A 26263-nucleotide genomic window follows, 5' to 3' on the forward strand; every position below is an offset into this window, starting at 1 on the left:
GACGCAACCATTCGTTTCGCATAGCCGACATATTAGATTAGACGGAGTCGCAACGGCGTTCGTTCCTATACGGTTGCCCCGGCCGCAATCTCGCTGTCGAGACGCTCGCGCAACGCAGGCTCCAGGTTTCCCCCGCTCAACACCACCGCAACCTTGCGAGCCTTGGGCAGCTCATGGGCATGAAACAAGGCCGCCGCCAGGGCCACAGCACCACTGGGCTCCGCGACTAGTTTCGTTGCAGCCAGAATGACGCGCATCGCCGCAAAGATCTCGTCCTCTGCGATAACTGTGATTCCGTCGACATGGCGCAGAATATGCGCGAAGTTCAGCACCCCCAGGCTCTGCGTCCGCAGTCCATCGCCAATCGTCCGGACCGTCTTCTCGGCCGGCCACTCCACCAGCGTCTTCGAATAGAAGCTCTCCCGCGCATCTGCGGCCAGCTCCGGCTCGGCTCCCCACACCTTTACTTCCGGCGAGGCCAGCCCCTCCTGGGCCGCCAGCTTCACCGCGGTAGCAGTCCCGCTCAGCAGACCTCCGCCGCTCACAGGCGCGATCACGAGGTCCACATCCGGAAGCTGCTCCACGATCTCCAGCCCGCACGTCCCCTGGCCCGCAACGATCTGTGGCGCGTCATAGGGCGGAATCATCGCATATCCGAACTGTGCGACCAGCTCTTCCGCCTTGATTCGTCTCTCCGACGATGCCGGTCCAACCTCGACGATCTCCGCGCCTAACGCCTTCGTAGCCGCCTTCTTTACCTCAGGCGCGTTGGAAGGCATCACGATCACGGCCTTTGCGCCCAGCGCCCTTGCCGCGTAAGCGACTCCCTGGGCATGGTTGCCGCTCGAATAGGTAATGACTCCCCGAGACCGCTCCTCGGGTGAAAGCTGCGAGACCATGTTGTACGCCCCGCGCAGTTTGAAGCTGCCGATCGGCTGCTCGCTCTCCGCCTTGATGTAGAGGTCGAACGCAGGCTCCGCCAGTTTAGCCATCTGCAAACGCGCTCGCTCTACGCGGTAAAGTGGCGTTCTGACGGCGACACCGTTGATTCTTTCCTTGGCGGCCCGTATCTCGTCCAGGGTTACAAACTCGCTCATAGAGAGCATCATAAATTGCTTCGTCGATCTAAGAGGATAGAACCTAGAAGACCCGGCCCACTGAGAAAAACCACCTGTGATGATCGCTGTCGCCGATACTGAGGCCACCCATCACCGGACCGATGAGTGTCTTGATCACGACCGCACCGGCCACGTCATTAGGAGTATGAGGTGTCTGCGCATTTCCCCCATACATCTTGCCGATCTCGTAGACGCCTACGGCATAGATTGCGTCTGCAAAGATCGGGTTAAGTCTTGCCAGCAGGTGTAGATATCCAACCTGACCCAGGAAGTAATCCGTACCCAACAGCTCGTTCCTCGAATAGGCGCTCAATCGTAAAGGGCCGCCAAGGGTAAGCCCAGCCAGCCCAAGATTGCTGGCTCCGAAGCTTGTGCCCCCAAGAACCTGAGTGACGATGACACCCTTCGAGCGAATCGGCATAAAGTGTTCCAGCCGTCCCGTCATCTGAGAGAGGCCTCCCCCCTCGTTCGGGCGCTTCGTGAAGTAGTTATAGGTCGCCGATACGACACTGCCCGCGGTTGGCACCATTACGTCGTTCTGACCCAGATACTGAAACCGGACCCGGCTGACGAAGGGGATCAGGCTGAACTCCTGCAGTCCACCTGTGCCGATCGTGCGATGCGTATTGAACCACTGAACGTCCTCGCCCACACGCAACTCCGTTCGCCTATTGAACAGATAGCCAAGATCCAAGCCCAATCCGTTGCGATTCTCCCTGTACTGCTCTACCTGCTGACTTCCCTCGTAGTACGGGTTGATCTGGCGTGAAAGATAGGCGCGAGGCGCCACAAAGGCGCGCGAACCTGCTTTCCATGGCCTAAATAGCTCACCATTCAATCCTGCAGGCTGCCCTAGCGTGCCCTCCAGCCTTAGTTCCGAGCCCGGACCTGCGACATTAAAAAATGTCGCGCGTACGCCGATTCCCAGTGAGACGTCGTTGGCGTTGTTCGCGAGAATAGGAAACCCTAGATTCATGAACGGTGGTCCCCACGTTTTATTTCGTGGCCGGATCAAAAGGCCGTCCTTACCGTCCCGTTCCGTCATGTTGTAGTTGATCGTGGAGTAGAGTCCCGTTCCCTGCAGATCGGCAATGCTCTGCTCGATCTCGGTCGGATCGATCGGCTTTCCTACATATTTCTGAAACCTGGCTTGGATATCGCTCTGCTGCATCCCGCCAATCCCGTAAACCTCGACGAATTGAGGCACGGGAACGTGTGTCCTGCGTCGTGCATGCCGCTCGGCCATATAGGCGGCCCAGTCCGCGTCGTTCAGAGCGTATTTCTTGAGCGCTGTTGCCTCTAACTCCGCCGCCTTGTATCCCAGCGGAACAATCTGTTCGTTCTTCTCAAAGTCCAGCGTGCCGATCTTGCTCACATCCGAGGAGACAACGATATCGGAGTCTTTAAGGCTATTGATCTCGTTGGCCGCCACCATAATCGAGACGTTCCGCCCCACCACACCCGTCAGGGTTCCAAGAGCCTCCTGATTCGCCGGGCCTACGTTGAGGTAAGACGAGATTACGACCTGCGCGCCCATCGCCCGGGCAACGTCCACCGGCAGGTTATCCACGGCGCCGCCATCGGAGTAGAGGTCGTTGTCGTGATGCACGGGCGCGAACATTCCCGGAATCGACATCGTAGCTCGAAGAGCCTGCGACAGGGATCCATCTTCGAATACATGCGGTTGGCCGGTATGCAGCTCCGTGGCCACACAGCGGAACGGAGTCGGCAGCTCGTCGAAATTCTTCAGATCCCAGTAGGGAAGTAGTGCACGGTCAAATAGAAGCCCGACAGCCGCGCCCGAGTTGAGCGCACTCGGAAGACGAACTCCGTGGACTAAGCCGAACTCAAGCCGATTGGGATACGCAAGCTTGTCCTCCTTGCGCCGATAGCTCAACGCCGGAAAGGGAACCTGGCCGCTCAACACGGTGGCCCAGTCGATCTGTCTTACGAACGCCTTGATCTCATCCGGATCCATGCCTGAGGCATAGAGTCCTCCCACCAGGCCGCCCATGCTCGTTCCGGCGATGTAATCAGCCGGGATATGGTGCTGCTCCATCCACTCGAGCACGCCGATATGCGCAAACCCCAACGCTCCGCCGCCCTCAAATACCAGGCCGATCTTCGGCCTGTCTTTTGCCGAATGCGCGGGAGCGGGCTTTGTCTGCTGAGCGGGCGTAGGCTGCTGCTGGGCTGCCGCTGTTGTGCCCAGCGCCGACAGAACCCCCGCAAAGACCAGAGTCAGGTCACGGCAAAATGAAGAACTCAACATAGGTCACCATGCTTTCTCATCTGCCCGCTGTCTTCTTGTGTCTGCCGGAATATTGCCGGTTTGTCCGCTTTTTCTAGGTATTTCACAGTCGAAGTTCATCTTACGCCGGGTCAGGGCGGTTTTCTCCGGAACGTACCCTTGACGGCACCCTGTCTTCCATCAGAAGAAAAGCGCCCTAAAGGGCGCCTTTTCTTCTTAAGTTTTTGTAGTGCAACGGAGATCAGATCTCGAGGATCACCGGCATAATCAATGGCCTCCGGCTCATGCTCTTCTGGATAAACCGCTTCAGGTCCGTTCGGATCTTCTCCTTGACGACCCCATAGTCTGCCTTCTCTTCGCTGGAGGAGCCATCCAGTGTGCGCTGTACGACCTGACGCGCTTCTGCGATTAATTCCTCCTCCGGCACGGCCATCCCGCGCATCACGATCTCCGGCAGGTTTTCGAGCCTTCCCGTGCCTTTGTTGATTGCGATGATCGGCAGCACAATTCCGTCTTCGCTCAGGTGCCTGCGGTCCCGGATCACCAGGTCTTCCACGACATCGGAGGCCGCGCCTCCCGAATCGATGCAGACCCTGCCCACGGTTACACTTCCTGTCTTCGTCGCGGAATTCCTGTCCAGCTCCAGAACCTCGCCATCCTCCATCAGGATGGCCTTCTCAATCAGGCCCATCGACGAGGCCAGCTCCACGTGGCGCTTCAGATGACGGTAATCCCCATGGATAGGAACGAAGAACTTCGGCCGGACGAGATTGATCATCAGGCGCAATTCTTCCTGGCTTCCATGTCCGCTCACATGGATCAGCCCCGCTGTTCCATCGTCGTAGATCACCTTCGCGTCGCGCCGCTCCAGATGGTCAATCACGCGGTAGATCGACTTTTCGTTGCCAGGAATTACTCGGGAGCTCATGAGCACCGTGTCGCCAGCATCGATACGGGCAAACTTGTGATTGTTGACGGCAGCCCGGCTGAGCGCGCTCATGGGCTCACCCTGGGTCCCGCTGATCATGATGCACAGCTTCTCCGGCGGAAAGTCCTTGATCTGTCCGGGATGAATCAACAGACCGGGTGCAGGCTCCAGATAACCCAGGTCCTGTGCGATCTCGGTCGAGTTGTCGAGCGAGCGGCCAATGATTGCAATCTTTCGTCCATGCGCGGCTGCCAGTTCCATCGCCAGCCGAATCCTGTGGATCGAGGACGAAAAGCAGCTGAAGAACAGCTTCTTCTCCGTTTGAGCGAAGATCTCGTCCAGGCGCGGACGCACTGCTCTCTCGCTGGGCGTGTAGCCGCGGCGATCGACATTGGTGGAGTCCTGCAGCAACGCAAGGACGCCCTGCTTCCCAAGCTCCGCGAACGCCTGCAGGTCGAACGGCTGTCCGTCCGTGGGGGAAAGGTCTACCTTGAAGTCGCCCGTATGCAGAACCACGCCCACAGGCGTATGGATCGCCAGCGCCACGCAGTCGACCAGCGAGTGGGTCACCCGGATCGGCATGATCGAAAACGGTCCCAGTGTCACCCGCTGCCCGGGAATGATCTCGTTCAGCTCCGCATCGTCCAGCAGATGATGCTCTTCGAGCTTGCCCTCCACGAACGCCAGCGTGAACTCTGTGCCGTAGACGGGAACGTTCAGCTCCGAGAGGATCCACGGCAGGCCGCCGATATGATCCTCATGTCCGTGAGTCAGAACGATGCCGCGTACCTTGTCGCGATTTTCAGTCAGGTAGCTGATATCGGGGACGACGATGTCCACACCCAACAACTCGTCTTCGGGAAACATCAGTCCAGCGTCGATGACGAGTATGTCATCCTGCCAGCGGAGGGCCATGCAGTTCATTCCGAACTCGCCCAACCCCCCCAGCGGAATCAGCTTCAACTTATCTTGTGCCATGAATCTTAAATCTTAGCACCGTAGGCTCTACTCTTCTTCTCTCAGGAAGGATTGCTGAGGTTCCCGTGGCACGGGAACCTCGTCGTGGCACATCAGCAATTTCACGTTGAATTAATCGCAGAGAGAAGCTGGATCAGGGATGTCTCGACGTTCTTTCTTCATGTGCCTGATCACTGATCCATTTCATTACCGTTCTTGCGCTGTATTCTGCAGCGCATCAATGACATGCCTCTCTTCGATCTGCAGAAGCCGTACAACTGTAACTCCATCCTCAGACAACAGGAAGATTGTTCCGGTGTCGGGCCGTTTCACCTGCTGCTTTACTCCGGCAACCGTAGCCAATAAAACCTGCTTCGAAGGCCTCGACGTATCGACGACGTTGTAGCTTCGTGAGACATGGGACGGTTCCGGCAGCGCGTTTTTAGTGATGCTATCTGAGCTCAATAAGAGGCCTGTCGTTCCCAGCACCTCAGCGCCTCCCGCGTTTGCCAGCTGCGGCGACTCGCTGAAAAGCGGCCGTTTGTACTTCCTCAAGTCCAGAACGGCATAGCCGGGGTGATTGTGATAATGAACCAATACCGCGGAAGCATTCAAATTCTGAACAAAGTCGAAAGGACCGGACGCAGCAACCGGCACCCGCGCGATACGCTTAATGTCCCTCGGATCAGTGACATCTAAGACAGTCAGGTCGTCGCCGGTCTTCGATTCGATGTAAAGGAGGGTTCGCCCATCGCTGGTGTCATGAAGGTATATCGCGGCTCCATCCCTCTGTGCCAGCTGCGGGAACGTGGATGGAGATTCAACAACAATGGTCTTAGAATGTGCCTTCGTTGCACCCGGCATGCTGCTTCCGCCCGCCAAGATGCCTCCGAATATGAGTGTCTTGATCGCGATATTCATCTCTGTCCTTCTGCTCTGCCTTTCTGCAACTCGTCTCGCTGCGAACAAAGGAGAAACACGTGAGACTGTCGTTTTATTCCGACTGTGCAAAACCGAGGGACAGGCGAAGATGTTGTAGAGCTTGGTTAGTCGCCTGCTCTTAAAATTTTTTGAGGATGGCCTCAGCCACCCTCAAAGTCAAATAACTTACAAAGCGGTCTTTACCGCAGCACGTCTTCCAGCACCAGCGAGAGCTCCGTCTTCTCATCCCGATACTTCACAATGACCGGTGCAGCAATGCTAAGTCCCCACTCCGCGCCCTTGCCCTTCGTTACGGTTCGGGACCCCGGAACGACCACCGCCCCCTCTGGAATCACCAGCGGCGACTCCGCCGTCGCCTTATAAACCTCGCCCTTCTCCAGGTCGTACACCGGCGTCCCACGTGTCAATACGGTTCCAGCCGCGATGACGGCGCGCTTGCGTACGATCGTACCCTCGTACACTCCCGTATTGCCGCCCACCAGGGCATCGTCCTCGATGATCACCGGGCTCGCATTCACTGGCTCCAGAACGCCGCCGATCTGCGCTGCCGCACTCAGGTGGACGCGCTTGCCGATCTGCGCGCAGCTTCCCACCAACGCGTGAGAGTCCACCATCGTCCCCTCATCGACATACGCCCCTACATTCACATACGCCGGCGGCATTACCACCACGCCCTTGGACAAGTACGCCCCGCTCCGTACACTCGATCCGCCCGGAACCACGCGCACCCCATCGGCCACAGCAAACCGCCGCGCCGGATACGTCGCTTTATCGACGAATCCGAACCCGTCCTGGCAGCCCATCTCCACCATCTGGCCTAGCCGAAAGCCCAGCAGAATGCCACGCTTTACCCACGCATTGACCCGCCAGCCCAGCGGAAGGGAATCGTCGGGCTCCGCCGACCGCAGCGAACCAGCCTCGAGGGCTCCTCGCAGCTCCAGAAATGCCGCCTCTGCGTCCTTGTTCCCAATTGCCTCCGCGCCCTGCGCGAACCAGTGCTCAACCCTCTCCTGCAACGAACCGTTCAAGCTCACCTCTCACCTCTTCTCAGAAAAAAATCATCGTCTATCCGGGTGCCCCATCTTCGCCGCGAAGCGGCTAAGGTGGGCGTTCGAGCGAAAGCTCGAACCGTATTCCATTCCAGTTTCTGCAGCTATGTCTTTGTCCGGGACAGCATGGAAATAAAAGACTTCTTTAGGAATTGACCGCCTGGAGCAGTCCAATCTCTGCAACCAGTACCTCCAGCCGCTTCCGACCAGCATCGCTCACCGGCACCATCGGCAACCGCAGCACATCCTCGCCGCGTCCGATCATCTTCAACACAGCTTTCACCGGAGCCGGACTCGGCTCCCAGAAGTGCGCCAGCATCAGCCGGAAGTAGCGGCGGTTGAGGCTCCGCGCCTTCTCCCAGTCGCCTGCCAGTGCCGATCGCACCATCGTCGACATCTCTGTCGGAAGTACGTTTGACGCCACCGAAACTAACCCTGCACCCCCAAGAGCCAGCACCGGAAGCGCCACCGAGTCGTCTCCGGCGAAGACCTTAAAGCCTTTGGGAACAGTCGTCAGGAGTTCAGTAATCTGCGTGATATTTCCGCTCGACTCTTTGATCCCGATTACGTTCTTAAGCTCTGCCAGCCGAAGCACCGTCGCCGGCTCCAGGTTCGCTCCCGTTCTGCCAGGAATGTTGTACAGCAGCACCGGAAGGTCTACCGCCTCCGCAATCGCGCGAAAGTGCTGGTACTGGCCCTCCTGACCCGGCTTGTTGTAGTAAGGATTCGCGGTCAGGACTCCCGTGAGCCCTTTCACCTGCGCCAACTTCTTTGCCTTCTCCACAGCTTCATGGGTGGAGTTGTTCGTGCATCCGCCAAACACCGGAACCCGCCCGGCTGCTGTTTCGACCACCACTTCCACTACCCGCAGCCACTCGTCCTCGCTCAGCGTCGCCGCCTCGCCGGTCGTGCCGCAGGGAACCAGAAAGCTGATGCCGCTTTCGATCTGCCATTCCACCAGCGCGCGCAGCCCGCCCTCGTCCACGCTCGAGTCCCCGCGAAAGGGAGTCACCAGCGCCGTTCCACAACCCATCAATTCCATAATGAATGCAAGTTTACCGCGTTGCGGCAAGCCATGGACCAGGCAGAGAGCTCTCCCTGGGCAAATCTTTTGCAGCAAAAAGCCCCGACACATTTGCCGGGGCTTCTGTTTATCGATCCGCCAGCCCGTTAGCCGCGATACAGCTCCGAAGGAACGTGATACTCCGGCATGTACAGCGACGCTCCATTCACCGTGCCTGGCGCCGTGTCCATGCACTTTACGAACGCCGTCTGAAACTTTGCCATCTCCTGCTTGGTCCCAACCGTGACGCGAACGTAGTTCGGCATCGCCGGCCACGAACGGCCGATCGCGATATTCTCCTTGATCATGGCTGCCTGGAAGTCACGGCCTGGCCTCTTTACATCGACCATGAAGAAGTTTGCCTGCGATCCCGGAAGCACCTTGTAGTTGTGCTTCTCCAGGAACTCAAGCGTCTCCGCCCGAACATCGGCGTTGATCTTGCGACGCAGCGGCACCAGTTCCTTATCCTGCAGGCTGGCGCGGGCAGCGGCAGAGCTCGTGATCGAGATGCTGGCGAGGCTGCGGGCCGGGGCCGCAACCGTCGAGAACTTCGCCAGCAGATCGGGCCGCGCAACCGCGACACCTGCTCGGAGACCCGCCATGCCATAGATCTTCGAGAAGGTCCGCAGGACAATAATGTCCTTGTCCGCCGCAACCTGATCAATCACCGAATCCTGTTCCGAGAAGTGGTGATACGCCTCGTCGACGATCACCACCGAGCCCGCAGGCTTGTTCGCCAGCAGCCACAGAATGTCCTCGCGCGGAGTAATCGTCCCCGTCGGATTGTTGGGGTTCACGATGTAGTAAGCGCCGGGAGAAGGGTGTGCCTTCACCATCGCCTTTACGTCGTGGGCAAAAGCGGCGTTCAGGGGAACCGGAACCTTAGGGGCCTTCATGGTCTCTGCGGCGCGGAAGCCCTGCTCGTAGCTCGGGTCGCCATAGACGAGCGGCTTATCGGGTCCGATGTTCGACATCAGGGCCAGGTCCAGCGGACCGCCCGATCCAGGAGTCAATGCAACATAGCCCGGCTTCAGGCTGAACAGATCGTTGAAGACCGCAATCGTCTTCATCGTCTCTTCCTGGTGATAGCGGCCTCCCAGCGGAGCTGTCTCGCCGATCGCCGAAAGCGCCGACTGCGCCGGTCCAAGAGGATTTTCGTTGGAGCTGATGATGACGGTGTCGGGATTGAGACCGCGCGTCGCGCCCATACCGCCGCCAAAGCCGCGGCGCGTGCCGGGACCCTGCGCCGGAGCGCCCGTCGTCTGTTGGACCGCGGCAAGAGCCGGAAACGAGGACGCCGCGGCCGAGGCTGCCCCGAGAATTCGCATAAAGGACCTGCGTGAAACACCTGTGTGAATGCTGGAACTCATAAGGCTTCCTCCGAACGCGTTGAACGCGGGATATCGATTTTAGGGTGCAGGAATGTGACGACGCAGCGACGCGAAGTCGTGCGATAAGGCCAAGGTCGTGAATCGAACTTGCCCTGCGGAGCGTCACGGCTCACGCAGTAACTACGATGTGGTGGGGTTCACGGATACTGACGCATCAGCTCCGTGTTGAGTTTCAATTTACAGCGAAAACTGAGTTGACGCACAAAAAAAATCCCATGCCGGTAAAAAAATCTTCAAAAGCTGCGGATAATGCGGCTTTTTCGCCGTAGAAAGCGCAAAAAGATGCGGATGCCATAAAGCATCCGCATCTCTGATTCTCCGCTTCCGCGCTGCTTACTATACCCACGCACCCTTCCGCATAAGCGGCTCTGCCGTTCCATCTGCGTTGATGCCGTCTACATCCATCTCCGCCGATCCGATCATCCAGTCGACATGAATCAGGCTCTCATTTGCACCCAGAGTAGCCAGTTGTGCAGAGTCCATCTTCTCCCCGCCGATAAGGCAGGTCGAATACGCTTGACCCAGCGCAATATGGCTCGCCGCGTTTTCGTCGAAGAGCGTATTCCAGAACAGAATTCCGCTCTGCGCAATCGGCGAGTTATGCGGCACCAGCGCTACTTCGCCCAATCGTCGCGCGCCTTCATCGGTCGAGATCAGACGATTAAGAACGTCCTCACCTGCCGTCGCCGTAGCTTCGACGATCCTTCCGCCTTCGAAACGCACAGCGATGTTCTCGATCAAAGTGCCCTGGTGCGACAGCGGCTTGGACGCCCGCACCGTGCCATCGACACGATCCTTATGAGGAGTCGTAAAGCACTCCTCCGTCGGAATATTCGGCTGGCAATAGATGCCGTTGCCCGCTGTCGTTCCGCCGCCGGCCCACAGGTGATCATCAGCCAGTCCCACCTTAAGATCCGTTCCCTGACCCTTGAAGTGCAGGGCAGAGAAGCGCTTCCCGTTGAGCATGTCCACGCGCTTCTTCAAGCGTTCGCCGTGCTGCTTCCACTCCGCGACAGGGTCTTCCACATTCACGCGCGAGGACGCGAAGATTGCATCCCACAGCTTCGCAATCGCGGACTCCTCCGGCTCATCGGGAAAGACCAGCTTCGCCCAGTCGGGAGTCGCCGCGGCTACGATCGTCCAATTGATCTCGTGCCGAGTAATCAGCTCCATTGCCGGCTTACCCGCCTTCGACGCCGCAACATTTGCGCGCGCTACCTTCGCCGGATCCTGTTTGGCCAGCAGCGCCGGATTCGCACCCGCAATCGCCAGCCGTGCCGCTCCGCTGCGAAAGCCATTCGCGATTCCATCCTGCAGCCACGTCGGCGCATAATCGAAGCTCGCATCCTGCCCGTACTGGAACCGCGCCAGCACGCTCGGATCATCGCCGTAGAAAGTCGTTACCAGCTTTGCGCCTGCCTTGTAGGCCTGCTCCGTAATCTTGCGCGCCAGGGGTAGGGCATCCATCGGAGCCGACATAATCAGCTCCTGGCCCTCTTTCAATCCCAGCCCGACCTTCACGGCAACCTCTGCCAGACGATCCAGCTTTTCGTTTAGGGTCAATTCGTTAAATGGCGTAACTTTGACTGCCTCAGCAACACTCATGATGGCTCCTCACTCTTCTTTAGACGCGTGTGGCGCTGTGGAGGATCGCACCTACATCTGCGTATAAATATCTTGGAAATCGAAGCATCCGCGGCGTGTCGAGATCCACTCCGCAGCCCGAACCGCTCCCTCGGCAAAACCGCGCCGGGAATGCGCTTCATGGGTCAGGATCAGCTTGTCTGCGTTGCTCTTCGCCTCCAGTAAGTGCAGGCCGGCCGCATCTCCCACTCGATGCGCCTTGATCGGAACGTCCGCCACGCCTGCAGCCGACTTTACTGTAGCGGCGAGCGTCAACGCTGTTCCTGACGGAGAATCGACCTTCGTCACATGGTGCGTCTCTTCAATCGAAAACTCGTACCCGGCGCTCTTCAACAGCTCGCCCATCCGCTTCGCCATCTGCAGCATCACCTGCACGCCGACGGAAAAGTTCGTGCCATACAACAGGCCCGCCTGCTTTCGCTCTGCCAGGCCGCGCATGTCGGAAAGTCTGTCATACCATCCCGTCGTTCCTACGACCATCTTCGCGCCGTTCGCCAGCACCGCGCGCATGTTCTGCACCACCGCCTCAGGCGCGGTAAAGTCGATCACCACATCGAAGCCCGCAACGAACGGAGGTGTCAGCGCCGAAGCGTTTGCATTCTCCTTCGCATCCAGCACATGGACGCTATGCCCGCGTTCAGCCGCCACCTCGGCCACCAGCTTTCCCGTCTTGCCATGCCCCAGTACTAGTACGCGCATTGAAATTCCTTCCTAAACTCTGCTCTCCGCAGGCACCCGCGCTTCTACGTCAAAAATCGTCTCATCGGGATTGGCGAAGAAGTGTTTGTGCAAACTCCGCACCGCCTCCTCCACATCTTCCTCGTCGATCATGAAGCTCATGTTGATCTCGCTGGCTCCCTGCGAGATCATCCGCAGATTCACGTGGCTTACCGCCGTAAAGACCTGTCCCGCGATGCCGTTGTGACCGCGAATATCCTCGCCCACCATGCAGATCAGGGCCTTCTTGCCCTCCATCTTCACATCGGCAATCTTCGCCAGCTCCTCGCAGATCTCCGGAAGCCGCTCGTTCGAATCCACGCTCAGCGAGATGCTCACCTCGCTGGTCGAAACCATGTCGATCACGCACTTGTACTTGTCGAAGACGTCGAATACGGCCTTCAGATATCCGTGCGACATCAGCATGCGGCTCGCGACGATATCGATGATCGTCAGCTTCTTCTTCGCTGCAATGCACTTGAACGGGCTCTTGCACGGTGGCGCCACCGCTGTGATCTTCGTGCCCTCATTCTCCGCGTTGCGCGAATTCAGCACCCACACCGGAATGCTCTTCTGCACAGCCGGAAGAATCGTCGCCGGATGCAGCACCTTCGCGCCGAAGTAGGCAAGCTCCGCCGCCTCTTCAAAGCTGATCGACTTCACCCGCAGCGCATCCGGGCAGATTCGAGGATCGGTGGTCATAATGCCGTTCACATCCGTCCAGATCTCGATCGCTCCCGCATGCAGACCGCCGCCCACCAGTGCAGCCGTGTAGTCGCTCCCGCCGCGTCCCAGCGTCGTCGTAATTCCCTCAACGGTCGAGCCGATAAAGCCGCCCATCACCGGGGTCCGGCCTTCTTGGACCAGCGGAAGCACCAGCTCCGTCAGCTTCGCCTCAATCGCAGCCTCCTGAGGAGCCGCTTTGCCGTAGTGCGCATCTGTGATGATGCAGGTCCGCGCATCGACATGCGTCCCATTCAGCCCGCGCTGATCGAACGCCGCCGCCACCATGCGGCTCGAAAGCCGTTCGCCGAAGCTCACCACCAGATCGCTGGTCCTTGCCGTCAGCTCGCCCACGGCAGCGATCCCGCGCAGCAGATCGTCCAGAGCGTCGAACTCCTGGTGGATTGCCACCTGCAGGCCCGCAAACCGCTGTTCATCCAGCAGCTCCGTCGCCGTGTCGATATGGCGATTGCGCAGGCGTGCACTGATAGCCATGGCGCCGGATTTGTCCCCGCGTCCCGCCGCTGCGGCGCCGGCCAAAAGCTGGTCGGTCACCTTCGCCATCGCCGAAACCACGACGATCGCCTCAAGCCCCTTCTTCCTCCGTCCGCCGACGATCGCCGCCGTCCGGTCCATCGCCTTCGCGTCTTCGACCGAGGTTCCACCAAACTTCATCACCACAAGCTGTTCCCGCGCTGTGCTCAAGCCAACACCACCTGATCCTGCGCAGCTCCTGTAGGAACCCCCAGCTTATTCAGCTTGCCCATGCGAGCCAGCACCTCCGCGTTCAGCACGGCTGCGCCTGCGGCCCCGCGAATCGTATTGTGCGAAAGCACGACAAACTTCCAATCCAGCAACGAGCACTCGCGCAGCCGTCCAACCGTCGCCGCCATCCCATTGCCGCGCATCCGGTCCAATCGTGGCTGCGGACGATCCACCGCTGCATCGAACTCCACCGGAACCTCGGGAGCTGTCGGAAGTCCCTCGCCGCGCAACGGGGCGAATTCGCTCCACGCCTCCAGAATCTCCTCGCGCGTTGCCTTTTTGCGGAACTTGATGCTCACGCACTCGGTATGGCCATCTTCTACGGCCACGCGATTACAGTGCGCGCTCACCTTCGCGTCCAGCATGGCAATGCTGTCGCCGTTCACGTGGCCCAGCAGCTTGCCCACTTCTTCCTGCATCTTCTCTTCTTCGTTCTTGATGAACGGAACGACGTTGCCCAGGATGTCCAGCGAAGGCACGCCCGGATAGCCTGCGCCGCTCACCGCCTGCATCGTCGTAACGAACAGGCTCTCGATCCCGAACCGCTCCTCCAGGGGCTTCAGCGCCAGTACCAGACCGATGGCTGAGCAGTTGGGATTCGTCACAATGAATCCGCCGCTCTCCCGCCGCCACGACTGCGCCTCGATCAGCGGCAGATGGCTCGCGTTGACCTCCGGCACCACCAGCGGAACATCGGCGGCCATGCGGAACGCGCTCGAGTTCGAGATCACCGCGCAGCCCGCCGCAGCGAACTTCGGCTCCAGCTCCCGTGCGATATCCGCATCCAGCGCGGCGAAGATGATCTTCGGAAGCTCACCCTCGCACAGCTCCGGCACATTCGGCTGTACCTTCATCGCCGCGATCCTCGCCGGCAACTGGGTGTCCAGCTTCCACTTGCAGGCCTCGCCATACGTCTTGCCCGCGCTGCGGTCGCTTGCCGCCAGCCAGGCAATTTCAAACCAGGGGTGATTGTGCAGAAGCTGAATGAATCGCTGACCGACCATGCCGGTAGCGCCAAGAATGCCAACCCGTCGCCGTTCCATAGTCTTTTAAGAATAACGCGGCACGTTCGCTTGCGTCACGAATCCGTCATAAAAGACCTGTCTACAGTCTTCTGCAGCACAGCCGCCAAGGGTCACACGTCCCCCCGTCGGGTCCGATACGTGTGTCCGCCGCCCATCCACACTAGGATCGCCACCACCAGATGGATCACAAACCACAGGCTCAACCCTTGGTCCAGGTAAATCAGGTAAAGCACAAGGGCCCGGGGCAGAAGGACTGCGAACACCAGCGGAATCCATCCCACGAGATGAAAGGGAATCAGGATCCCCTGGATCCAGGCCACCACCAGCGAGACCCGTGGAAGAAAAAGCGCAAAGACCAGAAACCAGAAAGGAAGCCGATGAGAGATCAGTTCCAGCCTGAATCCGTGCCCCACGACCTCCTGCCACAAGACAGATGCCATCCCCATCCGCAAGCTCCTATTTCATCGAGTAAGTAAATTCAGCCTTCGCACTCTCCTTCGATGCAATCTTTACCGCGATCGTCTGCTCTCCCATCTTTTCGTGGACCGCCGCCAGCGTATACGTGCCCGGAGGCAACCCTCTGATCTCAAAATGTCCGTCCGCATCCGTTACCGCAAAGAACGGCGTTGCCGAAACGTTGATAAATGCATTCATCCACGGATGGTTGTTGCATCGCACCGGCATCATCGCCTCCGGCTTGTCGAATCTCTTTCGCTCCGGCGCGCCCTTCGGTCCCTGCGACACATCCACCCCCGGATTGTCCTTGGGCATCGTATGAATGTTGTGCATCGTTCCGTCGGAGTTTCGAAACTCCACCGTGCCGCCTGTCATCAGTGCGATCACATGCGGAACATAGCGGCAGCCCTTCTGGTCCAACACCACCGGACCAGGCGAAACCTGCCCCATCATCATCGCGGCGGGTGGCCCGTCTTTGACGTACACATAAACATTCGCCAGCTTCCCGTCATGCACGACATACTGTTCGGCAAGATTCTCGCCGCCCGTAGCCGAGCACACAGGGTCCTGGCTCATGTCGATCTTCAGGCGTTCCGGGCTCTTTCCGGTGAAATGGACCGTGCCCTCCAACGCTCCCGTCGTTGCGGGATCGATCGGAACTCCGGTCCTCGCCTCCGTCGGGCTACTCGATGGCTTTACCTCGTGGACAACCTCATTGTGGTTTGACCTGCAGCCCACAAGCCCGATGGCAACCGTCGCGGCCGCCAGTCGCCAGCCAGAAAATCTCATCTGCGCCTCTCGTTAGTTCACTGCTGCGGGAGAAGCCATCGCCTCCAGCACCGCATCGGCGAACGCCTTGGTCCCGCTCTGGCCGCCGACATCGCGCGTTAGTACCTTGCCCTCGCGATACACCTGCTCGATCGCGTTCTGTACCAGCTCCGCGGTCGCACGCTCGTTGATGTGATGCAGCATCAGCACGGCCGATTGCAGCAGCGCCGTCGGATTCGCCATATCCTTGCCGGCAATATCAGGCGCCGACCCATGTACAGCCTCGAAGATCGCGCACTCATGGCCAAGGTTCGCTCCCGGAACTAGTCCCAGGCCGCCGATGAACGCGCTGCACAGGTCGCTCAGAATGTCGCCGTAAAGATTCTCAGTCAGGATAATGTCGTACTGATAGGGATTCAGAACCAGCTGCATGCAGGTGTTATCGACGATGTGTTCCTTGTACTCCACCTCGGGAAATCCTTCGCCCACACGGCGGCAGCAGCGCAGAAACAGGCCGTCGGACAGTTTCATAATGTTCGCCTTATGGATCGCGTGGATCTTCTTGCGTCCATGCTTACGCGCATAGTCGAAGGCGAACTGGGCAATCCGTGTCGAGCCTTTGTCCGTAATAATCTTCAGTGACTGCACCACACCGGGCACAATCTCGTGCTCCAGCCCGGCGTACAGATCCTCCGTGTTCTCGCGAACGATGATGAGGTCGATGTCGGGATACTTTGTCGTCAATCCCGGCAGATTCTTCACCGGGCGGAAGTTCGCAAACAGGTCGAACTTCTTTCGCAGCGTGACGTTGATCGACGAAAATCCTCCGCCAATAGGAGTCGTCACCGGCCCTTTGAGCGCAACCTTGTTCTTCTCGATCGACTCGTACAACGCCTTCGGAATGTACTCCCGCGTCTGCTCAAAAGCTTCGGCCCCTGCGGCAAAGCGGTGCCACTCAAATCCCACTCCGTTAGCCGCTCCCGCGGCCTCTACGATCGCTACGACCGCAGCAGAAACCTCCGGTCCAATACCATCGCCCGGAATCAACGTAATCTTGTGCATTCTTTCAACTGCCATATCTCTCCAGCTTTCTCTTCCATAGCTCTCGAACCCCTGCCCGAGAACCTGTCCAACATCCTAAAACCCAGCCGTCTCGACCCCGACAACCCTAAACCTCGGACCACTCGAACCGCGTCATCTCGACCACCGAACCACGTCATCTCGACCGAAGGCGCGCAGCTTTATCGCGCGCCGGAGTGGAGAGATCCCTGTATTTTGTCTTCGCCCGTTCCTCATCATCTAATGCGCAGAAACGGTTCAGGGGATCTACTTCATCTTCTTCTTCTGGTCTTTGCTGTTGCCGGTCAGCAGCTGCTCCAGCTCCTGCTTGAACTCGCTCACATCCTTGAAGTCTCGGTACACGCTGGCGAAGCGGATATACGCGACCGTATCGATATCCTTCAGCCGCGACATGATCAACTCGCCTACCTCTGAAGTTGACCGCTCTCGCTCCGGCGAATCCACCACGTAGGCCTCGGTCTCATCGACGATCTGCTCCAGCTTGATCGCCGACACCGGCCTCTTCTCGCATGCGTGCAGCAAACCGCTCAGAACCTTCTGCCGGTCGAACTTCTCCCTCCGGCCATCCTTCTTCACTACCATGTAGGGAATTTCATCGATGCGCTCATAGGTGGTGAACCGCTTATTGCAGCCCTCACACTCGCGCCTGCGGCGGATTGAGTCCGCCTCCTTGCTCTCTCGCGAATCGACGACTCGATCCTGGATAAAACCGCAATAAGGACACTTCATCTTTATACGATTCTAGCAGCGGACCTTAGAAGGCCCCTCATGCCTAGCGTGGTGCTGTTCTTCTGAGCGCGGCGAATCCCAGTATTTCGTTCGTAGAGCCACAGCAGCCGGGTGCCCCATCTTCGCGACGGCTTCATCGTCGCTAAGGTGGGCCAATCGCGCAGAGAGCGATCCATCTCTACTCCTGCACCACCTCAGCCTCTTTCCCCGCCTCTTCACTCTCCGACGTAATCTTTCGCAGGCTCACGTGTTCAAGCTGAGCACAAATCAGCCCGGCCGGGATAATGCAGAGAAAGGTCACCACCAGCAGCAGGGCTCCGCAAGCCGTCGCCGCCTCAATCGGTGCGCCGTAAAAGGTGTGCATCGCGGTCGCTGTAACTGCGATCTGCGTAAACCAGCCCACGATGGGCAACTGCAGCACACTCCCGCCAATGCTCGCCGCCATCAGCAACATCGCTCGAGAAAAGGAAAGCTGTCCCAGCTCCGGCGTTGCAACAAACGCGTGCGCCGTCTGCACGTAAGCCGAAGCAATCATTCCCCACATCAGCAACGAGATTCCCGCCACCACGGCAAACTCGCGCCAGCTCTTCAACGCATTCAGGCCATCGCGAAAGCCGACGATCTTCTCCGCAATGCTCTCGGCCACCGGCTTTGACACCGGACCCAAAACCGTCCGCGCAAACCCAGCCACCGCGCCGCCCGCGACCCGCACCATGCCGGCAAACAAGGCGATCACCAGCGTAAACGCCAGGCTCCCGATACCGGCCCGCATAAAGACCTGCTGATGCGGCATGTCCTTCGGCATAAATGCCAGCGCGGTCGAAAAGATCGTTGCCGCCGCACCCAGGTCGAACATCCTCTCGAGCGTATAAACCGCGATCTGCGAGCTCAGGGGAAGCTCAATCTTCTTCGCTACCAGATAAGGACGTGTCAGGTCCGCCAGCCGGCCAAACAGTGCGACCGCCGTAAATCCAATGAACTGCGGCCCCACCAGAGCGGTCGCCCGCACCTCTTTCGTCGGTCGCACCAGAATGCTCCACCGAAACGCTCTCAACCAGTACGTCGCGTAGATCAGGACGATTCCCGCAATCGCGTGTCCCCAGTGAATATGCCGCAGCTGCTGCCAGAAATTGGTCCAGTCGAAATGAATGCGGTCACGATAAACAAAGACGATTGCCGCAAGCACAACCACCAGAACTGCCCACAGCACCCCACTACGCCTTTTCATGGAAGACCGCCTGCCTCGCCTACATTCAAAACTGTTGTTTTACTTTGCTTGCGCGATCTGTTCACCCGCGCCTGCCATCCGCTTACGCCGGTTGAACTCGCGGATCACCCGGGCCACGTACGCCCGTGTCTCACGATAGGGAGGCACGCCATGGTATTTGTCTACTGCCGCCGGACCCGCGTTGTAAGCCGCCAGCGCCAGTGCCACATTGTTGTTGTACCGCGTTAGCAATTGATCGAGGTAAGCCGTCCCCCCGGCGATATTCTCTTCCGGTCGGAATGCATCTTCCACTCCCAGCTCCCCTGCCGTCTTCGGCATCAGCTGCATCAGCCCCTGCGCGCCCACTCTCGAGACCGCTCTCACGTGGCCGCCGCTCTCCGCCTTCACCACGCTCGCCAGCAAATCCTCATCGATGTTGTGGTCATCCCCGGCGCTGGCCAGCATCGTATGCATCTCCTCGCGCGTCAGGACCGTGGCTACGACGGGATGTTGCTTCGGCACATCGCTCACAGGCGCCGGAGTCGCAGGCGCAGGCGGATCGGGAATCGTCTCTACCCGAACGATGGCATCTGCTGCCACATCCAGATAATTCGCTGCTGCATCCTCTACCGTTCCCTGGGGCGAGAAGAAGAGCCGCACGTGATCGCCGCGCAACTCCCTCCGAGCGCAGTCCAGCTCGAACCCATTCTTCAGCGTCACGTGCTCGGTCGCCCACGCAGGCACACCCATCGCCACCATGAACAGAACCGCCATTGCCCGCCGAAAATTCGACTGAATCATCCTCTAAAGCCTACCATCGCCTCGTTCGTTGACCTACTTCCATAAACCTCAACCATGCACGGAATTGCATGAAACCTCTTATGTGGATTCCTCAGACTGTCGCAACTTCCGAACATGAATCAACGCCTTCGTTAGAAAGGGAGATCCCGGCGAAATCGAGGAGACCCGCCATTCTACCCGCACCACCTGGTAGACCGTTGGTTCACCATCCTCGCTATCGACCGTCAGAACCTCTCCAACTGCCGGTGCGCGCAAATGCCACTGGACGGGAAGCGACGTGTCGTCCTCCGAAACGATGAAAACCTGAAAGCCGCGTCGCGCGTCCCCACTCACGCTGGCCCTTATCCTGGAAACCTCACCACGAGAACTTGATTCCGCGCTCTCCCGGATCAGGGTTTCACGAACGGTTTTCGCATCTGCGCCTCGCTCGAAGAGTATCTTCGCAACCCGCGACTGCGGGTCACGCAGAAGTCCCAGAAACAGGTGTTCGGTGCCTATAAAGTGATGCGAAAGCTCCGTAGCCTCCTCCGTCGCATAGCTGAAGACACGTCTAGCCTCGTCCGACAGCGGTAGATCGACCGAAGTGGGAGTCTCCGGCCCTTGATAGAGACGCTTTGCAATCTCTTCTCGCAGACTCAACTCCCCCTCCCCGTTGCCGAGCCAGCGCAGCACCGTATGCTTGTCCTCCCGCAAGAGACCGAGCAGCAGAAACTCAGCCTCAATCGATGGGTTGCCGAAGGAAGATGCCTCGTAACGGGCAAAAAAAATCACCCGGCGAGCTCTCTCGGTAAATCGCTCAAACATGGGAGCTCCCTTGAAGATGCTGGAATGGTCGAAGCCGTAGCCCGTCGTAATCTTTCGTGTCAGCAACCCCAAAGTCAAGATGCAGATAAGCGGCTACTTACTGGTCGCGAGCCACTCCCCCGCCAGCGCGGCCTCCACAGCAACAGCCACTCCATCCTCCGCATGGTGGCCCCCCACCGCCCACCCCCGCGCAACTCCCACTTTCTTTAGCTCTTCCGGAGCATTCGCCATCAGCACAGCGCTTCCCGCCGCCTCCAGCATGGACACATCGTTCCAGTTGTCCCCAATCGCCAGAATCTCTTCTTTGGCAACCCCGCGCTCCAGCGCCAGGTCTAGCAAGGCACGTCCTTTGCTGCAACCCGCCGGCAGAACGTCCACAATGCTCAGATTCCGCACAGGATATTCCGTTCGATGCAACGCCGCTTCCGCTCGTGGCCGAACCTCGTTGCCTGTGCGCCGGACCTCATCTCTCCGCAGCGGCTGAAGCCCCACGCCCAGCACCTTCGGATCCGTCAGCAGCCGGGCCTCCGCCTCCCGCATCCGCTCAATGGTGCCGGTCAGCATCATCTGGATCATCCCCTCCCGTCCCAGGGCTGCCTCCATCGGAACCACGCGCTCAATGTACGGCTCGTTCGCCGCCATCCATCGTTCAATGCTTCCATTCAACTCGTCGACCTCTTCCACCACCAGCGCTCCGCGCGTGTCCTCACCATTCGCCTGTATCCGGTCAAAGGTAATCAGCAAGTGGCGTCGAAACTCTCCCATATGTTTCACCAGCCACTCCGCGGTCGATTGCTCCAGCAAAGTCCGTTCCAGCAGCCGGGCTCCAAGCGTCCGAACCACCGCGCCGTTCGAGCTGATCAACCCGTTCTCCTCGCGCAGTCCCAGCCCCCTGAGCACCCGCATCGCAAAGCTGTGCCTGCGTCCGGTAGCGACAACAACCTCCACCCCTGCCCGCTCAGCGGCCTTCAGCGCAGCCAGATTCCGCGCGCTCACCTGCCCATCTGCGCCCAGCAGCGTCCCATCCATATCCACTGCAACCATGCGCATCTGCGTGTCGGCCATGCGCTCATTCTCTCACCGCAATCATCACGAAGACCGGTTTGCAGGATGCTCAGTCATTCAAGCTCGTACTCCACGAACGCAGTCCTCTAGTAGCATCGAACTCATGCCCCGCATCGCCTCCCTTGAGTGCTCCCGCTGCCATCATCACGTCTCCGCCGAAACCGTTGAAGCCGCTCCCCAGACCCTCTGCCCTGTCTGCGCAGGCTCCCTCTACGTCCGCTACGACATGGACACCCTCAAGCGCACAGCAAAGCGCGAAGCCATCGCAACGAAAGCCGCGGCCAGCCCCGCCAGCTTAGGCATGTGGCGCTACGCCGACGTCCTCCCCGACGTAACCCCGGTCACCCTCGGCGAAGGCTGGACCCCCATGGTCCACTCCCGCCGCTACCCCGGCCTCTACATCAAGGAGGAAGGAGCCAATCCCACCGGCACCTTCAAGGCCCGTGGCCTCGGCCTCGCCGTCACCATGGCGAAGCACTACGGCCTCCAGCATCTCGCCGTACCCTCCGCAGGCAATGCTGCAGGAGCCCTTGCCGCCTACGCCGCCGCCGCTGGGATCGCGGCCCACATCTTCATGCCCCAGGACGTTCCCTTCGCCAACTACGTCGAAGGCATCGTCTACGGAGCCGACGTCAACATGATCGACGGCCTCATCTCCGACTGCGCCCGCATCGTCGGCGAAAAGATCAAAGCCCAGAAAGAAGCCAACACTCCCGTCAACGAAGTCTGGTTCGACATCTCCACCCTCAAGGAACCCTTCCGCGTCGAAGGCAAAAAAACCATGGGCTATGAGCTCGTCGAGCAGCTCGGCTGGACCTATCCCGACGCCGTCTTCTACCCCACCGGAGGAGGCGTAGGCCTCATCGGCATGTGGAAGGCCTTCGAAGAGATGGAGCAGCTAGGCTGGGTCAGCGGCAAGCGCCCGAAGATGTACGCCCTGCAAGCCACCGGCTGCGCCCCCGTCGTCCGCGCCTTCGATCAGCACAAGCCCGCCAGCGAGTTCTTCCAGAACGCCGACACCTTCGCCGCCGGTCTCCGCGTCCCCAAGCCCTACGGCGACTACATCATCCTCGACATCCTCGAGAAATCCGGCGGCAAGGCCATCGCCAGCGACGACGCCACCATCCTCGAAAGCATCCTCGACTACGCCCGCAACGAAGGCCTCTTCCTCTCTCCCGAAGGAGCCGCGGCCACTGCAGCCTACGACCAGCTCTTAAAATCCGGCGAGCTGAAACCCACCGACAAGGTCGTCCTCTTCAACACCGGAGCCGGCCTCAAATACACCGACATGACCGCCGAAGCCATGCACCTCCGCCGCCCAGGAACCCTGCCCACCAGCCTGCCCGTAGGAGGCATCATCACCCCGCAGTAGGAATCTCATTCGCTCAGACAGAACAGGGTTCTATGCATTTCTTTTGTAAATTGATCCTTCGATCGATTTGTGTTTTCGCCTTTACGGCGGGACTTCCTGCGCTGACTGCTCAACAGACCCCTTGGCCGTCCTCCCCTGGTCACATACAGATTCCGATCTGGCCGGGAGCGGCTCCGGATGCACGCATGGCTAGTGGTCCAGAACATACGGAGACCGTTTCGGATCCGAAGGAATTCGTCGCCGGTAAGCCATGGCTAACAATCAAAGATGTCTCGCGGCCAACACTGACGGTCTATTCACCAAAAGGAAGGAATACCGCAGTGGTGGTTTTTCCAGGTGGCGGTTACCAGGAACTAGCCATCGATCTCGAAGGAACCGAAGCCTGTGATTGGCTCACTAACAAGGGGGTCACTTGCGTGTTGTTGAAATACCGGGTTCCGCTCCCGCGTTCGAGACCCTACTGGGGTGCCTATCCCGAGTCGCCAATGGCGTTGGAAGATGCACAGCGCACAATGGGACTCGTCCGAGCTCACGCTAAGCAATGGAATATAAACGCTCATAAAGTGGGCGTACTAGGATTCTCTGCCGGGGGCCATCTGGTTGCGGCATTGAGTGTTCATTTCGATAAGCGCATCTATACGCTCATCGATGCCGCGGACAACGAGAGCTGTCGTCCCGACTTCGCGGTCGCTCTGTACCCTGGTCATCTGTCGTTCAGGCAAGGGACCCTCGATCTTAATCCGGACATCGCGAAGAACGTCAATGCGCGGACGCCGCCAACATTCCTGCTCCAGAACGAAAACGATGATGTTGACAGCGTGTGCGACGCGCTAAGTTACGAAGCCGCACTCATTAGAGCGAAGGTTCCCGTCGAATTTCATTCCTACGCCGAGGGTGGTCATGCGTTCGGACTTCGCCAAACGAAGTACCCTGCGACGGGATGGCCGAACCTGGTTGAGGTCTGGTTACACACCATCGGGATCCTTGCATCCTGATGAATCTAGTCCAAAAACTCTAAACGACTGTCCCACCCGGCATTCAACGGAGCAAGAAGTTGCAGTCGAAATTCGAAGCCTGCAGTCAAACAACCTTCCCACAAAACGTTTTACAATCTGTTCTTCAACGAGGACACCGCCATGAACATCGTTGGAACGGTTGAAAGCCTCTGGCGCTACCCTGTCAAAAGTATGAGAGGAGAACAACTGCAAAGCGCCTTTGCAGGCTTCTCCGGTATCTATGGAGATCGCATCTACGCCTTTCGCGATGCCGCCGCTCCCGCTGGATTCCCCTACCTCACTGCTCGCGAACGCGAGCATATGCTGCTCTTTCAGCCACTCTTTCGCAACGCCACCCACGCGGCAAAACCCGCGAATCAAGACGAGGCCGAAGCACTTCCTCCCGGCGTCACCCCCATCTACGCCGACGCCGACGATCTCCTCGTCGATGTTCAAACCCCCGATGGCGCAACCCATGCCGTCGACGATCCCGCACTCATCCACCTGCTCAAGCAGGGCCTTCACGAACGACATCAGCTTCACCTCATGCGTTCCGAACGTGCCCTCACCGACTGTCGCCCTGTCTCGCTCTTCTCCCTGCAAACCGTCCAACAGCTCGGCGGTGACCTTGGAATCTCCCTCGACAAGCGGCGCTTCCGTGCCAATCTCTATCTCGACCTCCACGCAACGGACGGATTTGTCGAAGATCAGTTCGTCGGCCATACGCTTCGCATCGGCGAAAAAGTCACCCTTGCAATCCTCGAACGCGACCCCCGCTGCAAGATGATCACCCTCGACCCCGACACCGCCGAAGCCAATCCGGCAGTTATGAAGCACGTAGCCCACGCCCGCGACGGAAAGGTCGGAATCTACGCCGCAGTTCTCGTCGAAGGCACGCTCCGTGCCGGAGATCAGGTCTCCCTCCTCAATTGAACGTTCAGGCAACTCGCTGCGTAAGGAATCCATGCGCCAACTCGCCGCACTCCTCCTCTGCCTTGTCTCTCTCTCCGCCCTCGCCCAAACCTCCGCCGCGGATCCTACCCAGCGCATGCAGCAGATCATCGCCAGCTACACCGGCGACAAATCCTTCATGGGAACTGTCCTCGTCGTCAAAGACGGCAAGACCCTCATCGACCAGGGTTACGGCTCCGCCGACCTCGAGTGGAACATCCCCAACGACCCTTCCACGAAGTTTCGCCTCGGCTCCATTACCAAGCAGTTCACCGCCGCCGGCATTCTTCTCCTGCAGGAGCGCGGCAAGCTCAACATCGACGACCCCATCAGCAAATACATGCGCGACGCCCCCGCTGCCTGGTCGAAGGTGACGATCTACAACGTCCTCACCCACACCTCCGGCATCCCCAGCTTCACCAGCTTCCCTGACTACCGTTCTACAGAGTGGAAGGACACCAATCCCACCGAGCTCGTCGCCCGCTTTCGAGACAAGCCGCTCGAATTCGAGCCTGGCACAAAGTTCAACTACTCCAACTCCGGCTACGTCCTCCTCGGCTATCTCATCGAGAAGATCTCCGGTCAGACCTATGCCGACTTTCTCCAGCAAAACATCTTCACCCCGCTCGGCATGAAGGACACCGGCATCGACCCCAACGCCGCCATCCTGCCACACCGGGCCCAGGGCTACGCCCAATCGCCGAAGGGAATCGTGCACGCCGGCTATATCAGCATGACCGTCCCTTTCTCTGCAGGAGACCTCTACTCCACCACTGGCGACCTCCTCAAGTGGGAGCAGGGGCTCTTCGGCGGCAAAATTCTCAAACCAGCCTCACTCGCCAAAATGACCACCGCTTTCAAGAGCGGCTATGGCTGCGGCCTCTTCCTCCGGACGATCGAAGGCCACAAGCTCATCACCCACAGCGGAGGCATCGAGGGCTTCAACGCCTCGCTCAACTACTATCCCGACGACAAGCTCACCGTCATCGTCCTCGGCAACCTCAACGGCGGCGCTCCTCACCAGATCGCCTCCTCCATCGGTAAGGTCTCCATCGGTCAGACCGTCACTCTCAACTCCGAGCGCAAGCCGGTCGCCGTCCTGCCTGCCCTCCTCAGCGAGTACGTCGGGACCTACCACATGACCGACGCCCCCATCGACGACATCATCGCGATCAAAGACGGGCACCTCACCTCGACGCTCGCGAAGCAGCCGGAACTCGACCTCTTCGCCGAATCCGAATTAAAGTTCTACCTCAAAGTCGTCGACGCCCAGGTCGAGTTCTTCCGCGACCCCGCCACCCACGCCGTCAACCGCCTCGTCATCTACCAGGGCGGGGCAGAGCACGAGGGAAAGAAGCAGTAAGAAAAACCATGTTCTTTCCTATCAGGTACACCCGACCGAAGCAGTACGACAAGCGCTCCTCTCGTCATAAGGATTGCTTCCGGTAACCCGACTTATCGT

23 protein-coding genes are annotated in these 26263 nt (G+C 59.1%); 4 read left to right on the plus strand and 19 right to left on the minus strand.

All coding sequences use genetic code 11. The features are described from left to right. Positions 1-65: 65 nt before the first annotated feature. From AC5S26_RS15055 to AC5S26_RS15145, 19 genes are all read right to left on the minus strand, one after another. Positions 66-1097 (minus strand): threonine ammonia-lyase, encoded by a 1032-nt coding sequence (locus AC5S26_RS15055; protein ID WP_494185726.1) that lies wholly within the window; start codon positions 1095-1097, stop codon positions 66-68. A 43-nt stretch (positions 1098-1140) separates the two neighbouring features. After that, complete coding sequence (locus AC5S26_RS15060) at positions 1141-3390, minus strand: patatin-like phospholipase family protein (RefSeq protein ID WP_494185727.1); 2250 nt, start codon at positions 3388-3390, stop codon at positions 1141-1143. Between the two features lie 220 nt (positions 3391-3610). Continuing rightward, on the minus strand, positions 3611-5275 hold the full coding sequence (locus tag AC5S26_RS15065; protein ID WP_494185728.1) for a ribonuclease J: 1665 nt from the start codon (positions 5273-5275) through the stop codon (positions 3611-3613). 186 nt (positions 5276-5461) lie between these two features. Continuing rightward, a complete protein-coding gene (locus tag AC5S26_RS15070) occupies positions 5462-6175 on the minus strand; it encodes a hypothetical protein (RefSeq protein WP_494185729.1) in 714 nt (237 codons plus the stop codon). 200 nt (positions 6176-6375) lie between these two features. Continuing rightward, complete coding sequence (locus AC5S26_RS15075; protein ID WP_494185730.1) at positions 6376-7230, minus strand: 2,3,4,5-tetrahydropyridine-2,6-dicarboxylate N-succinyltransferase; 855 nt, start codon at positions 7228-7230, stop codon at positions 6376-6378. Between the two features lie 160 nt (positions 7231-7390). Next, a complete protein-coding gene (gene dapA / locus AC5S26_RS15080; RefSeq protein WP_494185731.1) occupies positions 7391-8287 on the minus strand; it encodes a 4-hydroxy-tetrahydrodipicolinate synthase in 897 nt (298 codons plus the stop codon). Positions 8288-8415: 128 nt separating this feature from the next. Beyond that, positions 8416-9636 (minus strand): aminotransferase class I/II-fold pyridoxal phosphate-dependent enzyme, encoded by a 1221-nt coding sequence (locus tag AC5S26_RS15085; RefSeq protein ID WP_494185732.1) that lies wholly within the window; start codon positions 9634-9636, stop codon positions 8416-8418. A 399-nt stretch (positions 9637-10035) separates the two neighbouring features. Next, entirely contained in the window at positions 10036-11304 is a 1269-nt protein-coding gene (locus AC5S26_RS15090) for an aminopeptidase (RefSeq protein ID WP_494185733.1), read from the minus strand. A gap of 51 nt (positions 11305-11355) precedes the next feature. Further along, the gene (dapB, locus tag AC5S26_RS15095) at positions 11356-12042 is read right to left on the minus strand and encodes a 4-hydroxy-tetrahydrodipicolinate reductase (protein WP_494185734.1); all 687 of its coding nucleotides are present in this window, start codon (positions 12040-12042) and stop codon (positions 11356-11358) included. Between the two features lie 12 nt (positions 12043-12054). Continuing rightward, positions 12055-13458 carry a lysine-sensitive aspartokinase 3 gene (gene lysC / locus AC5S26_RS15100; protein WP_494186120.1) on the minus strand — a complete coding sequence of 468 codons (1404 nt, stop codon included), beginning with the start codon at positions 13456-13458 and terminating at the stop codon, positions 12055-12057. 26 nt (positions 13459-13484) lie between these two features. Next, on the minus strand, positions 13485-14591 hold the full coding sequence (asd, locus tag AC5S26_RS15105; RefSeq protein ID WP_494185735.1) for an aspartate-semialdehyde dehydrogenase: 1107 nt from the start codon (positions 14589-14591) through the stop codon (positions 13485-13487). A 92-nt stretch (positions 14592-14683) separates the two neighbouring features. After that, the gene (locus tag AC5S26_RS15110; protein ID WP_494185736.1) at positions 14684-15013 is read right to left on the minus strand and encodes a hypothetical protein; all 330 of its coding nucleotides are present in this window, start codon (positions 15011-15013) and stop codon (positions 14684-14686) included. Between the two features lie 16 nt (positions 15014-15029). Further along, positions 15030-15818 (minus strand): beta-sandwich domain-containing protein, encoded by a 789-nt coding sequence (locus tag AC5S26_RS15115; protein WP_494185737.1) that lies wholly within the window; start codon positions 15816-15818, stop codon positions 15030-15032. A gap of 12 nt (positions 15819-15830) precedes the next feature. Beyond that, the gene (locus AC5S26_RS15120) at positions 15831-16874 is read right to left on the minus strand and encodes an isocitrate/isopropylmalate dehydrogenase family protein (RefSeq protein ID WP_494185738.1); all 1044 of its coding nucleotides are present in this window, start codon (positions 16872-16874) and stop codon (positions 15831-15833) included. A gap of 249 nt (positions 16875-17123) precedes the next feature. Then, positions 17124-17606 carry a transcriptional regulator NrdR gene (gene nrdR, locus AC5S26_RS15125; protein WP_494185739.1) on the minus strand — a complete coding sequence of 161 codons (483 nt, stop codon included), beginning with the start codon at positions 17604-17606 and terminating at the stop codon, positions 17124-17126. A 178-nt stretch (positions 17607-17784) separates the two neighbouring features. Then, the gene (locus AC5S26_RS15130; protein WP_494185740.1) at positions 17785-18834 is read right to left on the minus strand and encodes a lysylphosphatidylglycerol synthase transmembrane domain-containing protein; all 1050 of its coding nucleotides are present in this window, start codon (positions 18832-18834) and stop codon (positions 17785-17787) included. 39 nt (positions 18835-18873) lie between these two features. Further along, positions 18874-19587 carry a lytic transglycosylase domain-containing protein gene (locus AC5S26_RS15135; RefSeq protein ID WP_494185741.1) on the minus strand — a complete coding sequence of 238 codons (714 nt, stop codon included), beginning with the start codon at positions 19585-19587 and terminating at the stop codon, positions 18874-18876. Between the two features lie 105 nt (positions 19588-19692). After that, a complete protein-coding gene (locus tag AC5S26_RS15140) occupies positions 19693-20484 on the minus strand; it encodes a Clp protease N-terminal domain-containing protein (protein ID WP_494185742.1) in 792 nt (263 codons plus the stop codon). 27 nt (positions 20485-20511) lie between these two features. Further along, positions 20512-21483: an HAD-IIB family hydrolase gene (locus AC5S26_RS15145; RefSeq protein WP_494185743.1), complete on the minus strand. Its 972-nt coding sequence runs from the start codon at positions 21481-21483 to the stop codon at positions 20512-20514. A gap of 103 nt (positions 21484-21586) precedes the next feature. On the opposite strand from AC5S26_RS15145, the gene AC5S26_RS15150 reads away from it, so the two are divergent. The 4 genes from AC5S26_RS15150 (at position 21587) to AC5S26_RS15165 (ending at position 26164) form a co-directional block, all read left to right on the plus strand. Beyond that, entirely contained in the window at positions 21587-22855 is a 1269-nt protein-coding gene (locus tag AC5S26_RS15150; RefSeq protein WP_494185744.1) for a threonine synthase, read from the plus strand. 185 nt (positions 22856-23040) lie between these two features. Next, on the plus strand, positions 23041-23850 hold the full coding sequence (locus AC5S26_RS15155; RefSeq protein WP_494185745.1) for an alpha/beta hydrolase: 810 nt from the start codon (positions 23041-23043) through the stop codon (positions 23848-23850). Between the two features lie 141 nt (positions 23851-23991). Then, positions 23992-24783, plus strand: a complete 792-nt coding sequence (locus AC5S26_RS15160) for an MOSC domain-containing protein (protein ID WP_494185746.1) — start codon at positions 23992-23994, stop codon at positions 24781-24783. Positions 24784-24814: 31 nt separating this feature from the next. Further along, positions 24815-26164, plus strand: coding sequence for a serine hydrolase (locus AC5S26_RS15165; protein WP_494185747.1), 1350 nt, complete (start codon positions 24815-24817; stop codon positions 26162-26164). The last annotated feature ends 99 nt before the right edge of the window (positions 26165-26263 follow it).

The organism is Edaphobacter sp. FHG110511_03 (assembly GCF_059115365.1).

Coding starts and splice junctions, on each gene's coding strand:
- AC5S26_RS15160 (WP_494185746.1), top strand. CDS start 23,992: ATGAACATCGTTGGAACGGTTGAAAGCCTCTGGCGCTACCCTGTCAAA.
- AC5S26_RS15150 (WP_494185744.1), top strand. CDS start 21,587: ATGCCCCGCATCGCCTCCCTTGAGTGCTCCCGCTGCCATCATCACGTC.
- dapB (WP_494185734.1), bottom strand. CDS start 12,042: ATGCGCGTACTAGTACTGGGGCATGGCAAGACGGGAAAGCTGGTGGCC.
- AC5S26_RS15090 (WP_494185733.1), bottom strand. CDS start 11,304: ATGAGTGTTGCTGAGGCAGTCAAAGTTACGCCATTTAACGAATTGACC.
- AC5S26_RS15130 (WP_494185740.1), bottom strand. CDS start 18,834: ATGAAAAGGCGTAGTGGGGTGCTGTGGGCAGTTCTGGTGGTTGTGCTT.
- nrdR (WP_494185739.1), bottom strand. CDS start 17,606: ATGAAGTGTCCTTATTGCGGTTTTATCCAGGATCGAGTCGTCGATTCG.
- AC5S26_RS15115 (WP_494185737.1), bottom strand. CDS start 15,818: ATGAGATTTTCTGGCTGGCGACTGGCGGCCGCGACGGTTGCCATCGGG.
- dapA (WP_494185731.1), bottom strand. CDS start 8,287: ATGGAATTGATGGGTTGTGGAACGGCGCTGGTGACTCCCTTTCGCGGG.
- AC5S26_RS15065 (WP_494185728.1), bottom strand. CDS start 5,275: ATGGCACAAGATAAGTTGAAGCTGATTCCGCTGGGGGGGTTGGGCGAG.
- AC5S26_RS15110 (WP_494185736.1), bottom strand. CDS start 15,013: ATGGCATCTGTCTTGTGGCAGGAGGTCGTGGGGCACGGATTCAGGCTG.
- AC5S26_RS15055 (WP_494185726.1), bottom strand. CDS start 1,097: ATGAGCGAGTTTGTAACCCTGGACGAGATACGGGCCGCCAAGGAAAGA.
- AC5S26_RS15085 (WP_494185732.1), bottom strand. CDS start 9,636: ATGCGAATTCTCGGGGCAGCCTCGGCCGCGGCGTCCTCGTTTCCGGCT.
- asd (WP_494185735.1), bottom strand. CDS start 14,591: ATGGAACGGCGACGGGTTGGCATTCTTGGCGCTACCGGCATGGTCGGT.
- AC5S26_RS15060 (WP_494185727.1), bottom strand. CDS start 3,390: ATGTTGAGTTCTTCATTTTGCCGTGACCTGACTCTGGTCTTTGCGGGG.
- AC5S26_RS15120 (WP_494185738.1), bottom strand. CDS start 16,874: ATGGCAGTTGAAAGAATGCACAAGATTACGTTGATTCCGGGCGATGGT.
- AC5S26_RS15155 (WP_494185745.1), top strand. CDS start 23,041: ATGGCTAGTGGTCCAGAACATACGGAGACCGTTTCGGATCCGAAGGAA.
- AC5S26_RS15145 (WP_494185743.1), bottom strand. CDS start 21,483: ATGGCCGACACGCAGATGCGCATGGTTGCAGTGGATATGGATGGGACG.
- AC5S26_RS15135 (WP_494185741.1), bottom strand. CDS start 19,587: ATGGCGGTTCTGTTCATGGTGGCGATGGGTGTGCCTGCGTGGGCGACC.
- AC5S26_RS15070 (WP_494185729.1), bottom strand. CDS start 6,175: ATGAATATCGCGATCAAGACACTCATATTCGGAGGCATCTTGGCGGGC.
- lysC (WP_494186120.1), bottom strand. CDS start 13,458: ATGAAGTTTGGTGGAACCTCGGTCGAAGACGCGAAGGCGATGGACCGG.
- AC5S26_RS15165 (WP_494185747.1), top strand. CDS start 24,815: ATGCGCCAACTCGCCGCACTCCTCCTCTGCCTTGTCTCTCTCTCCGCC.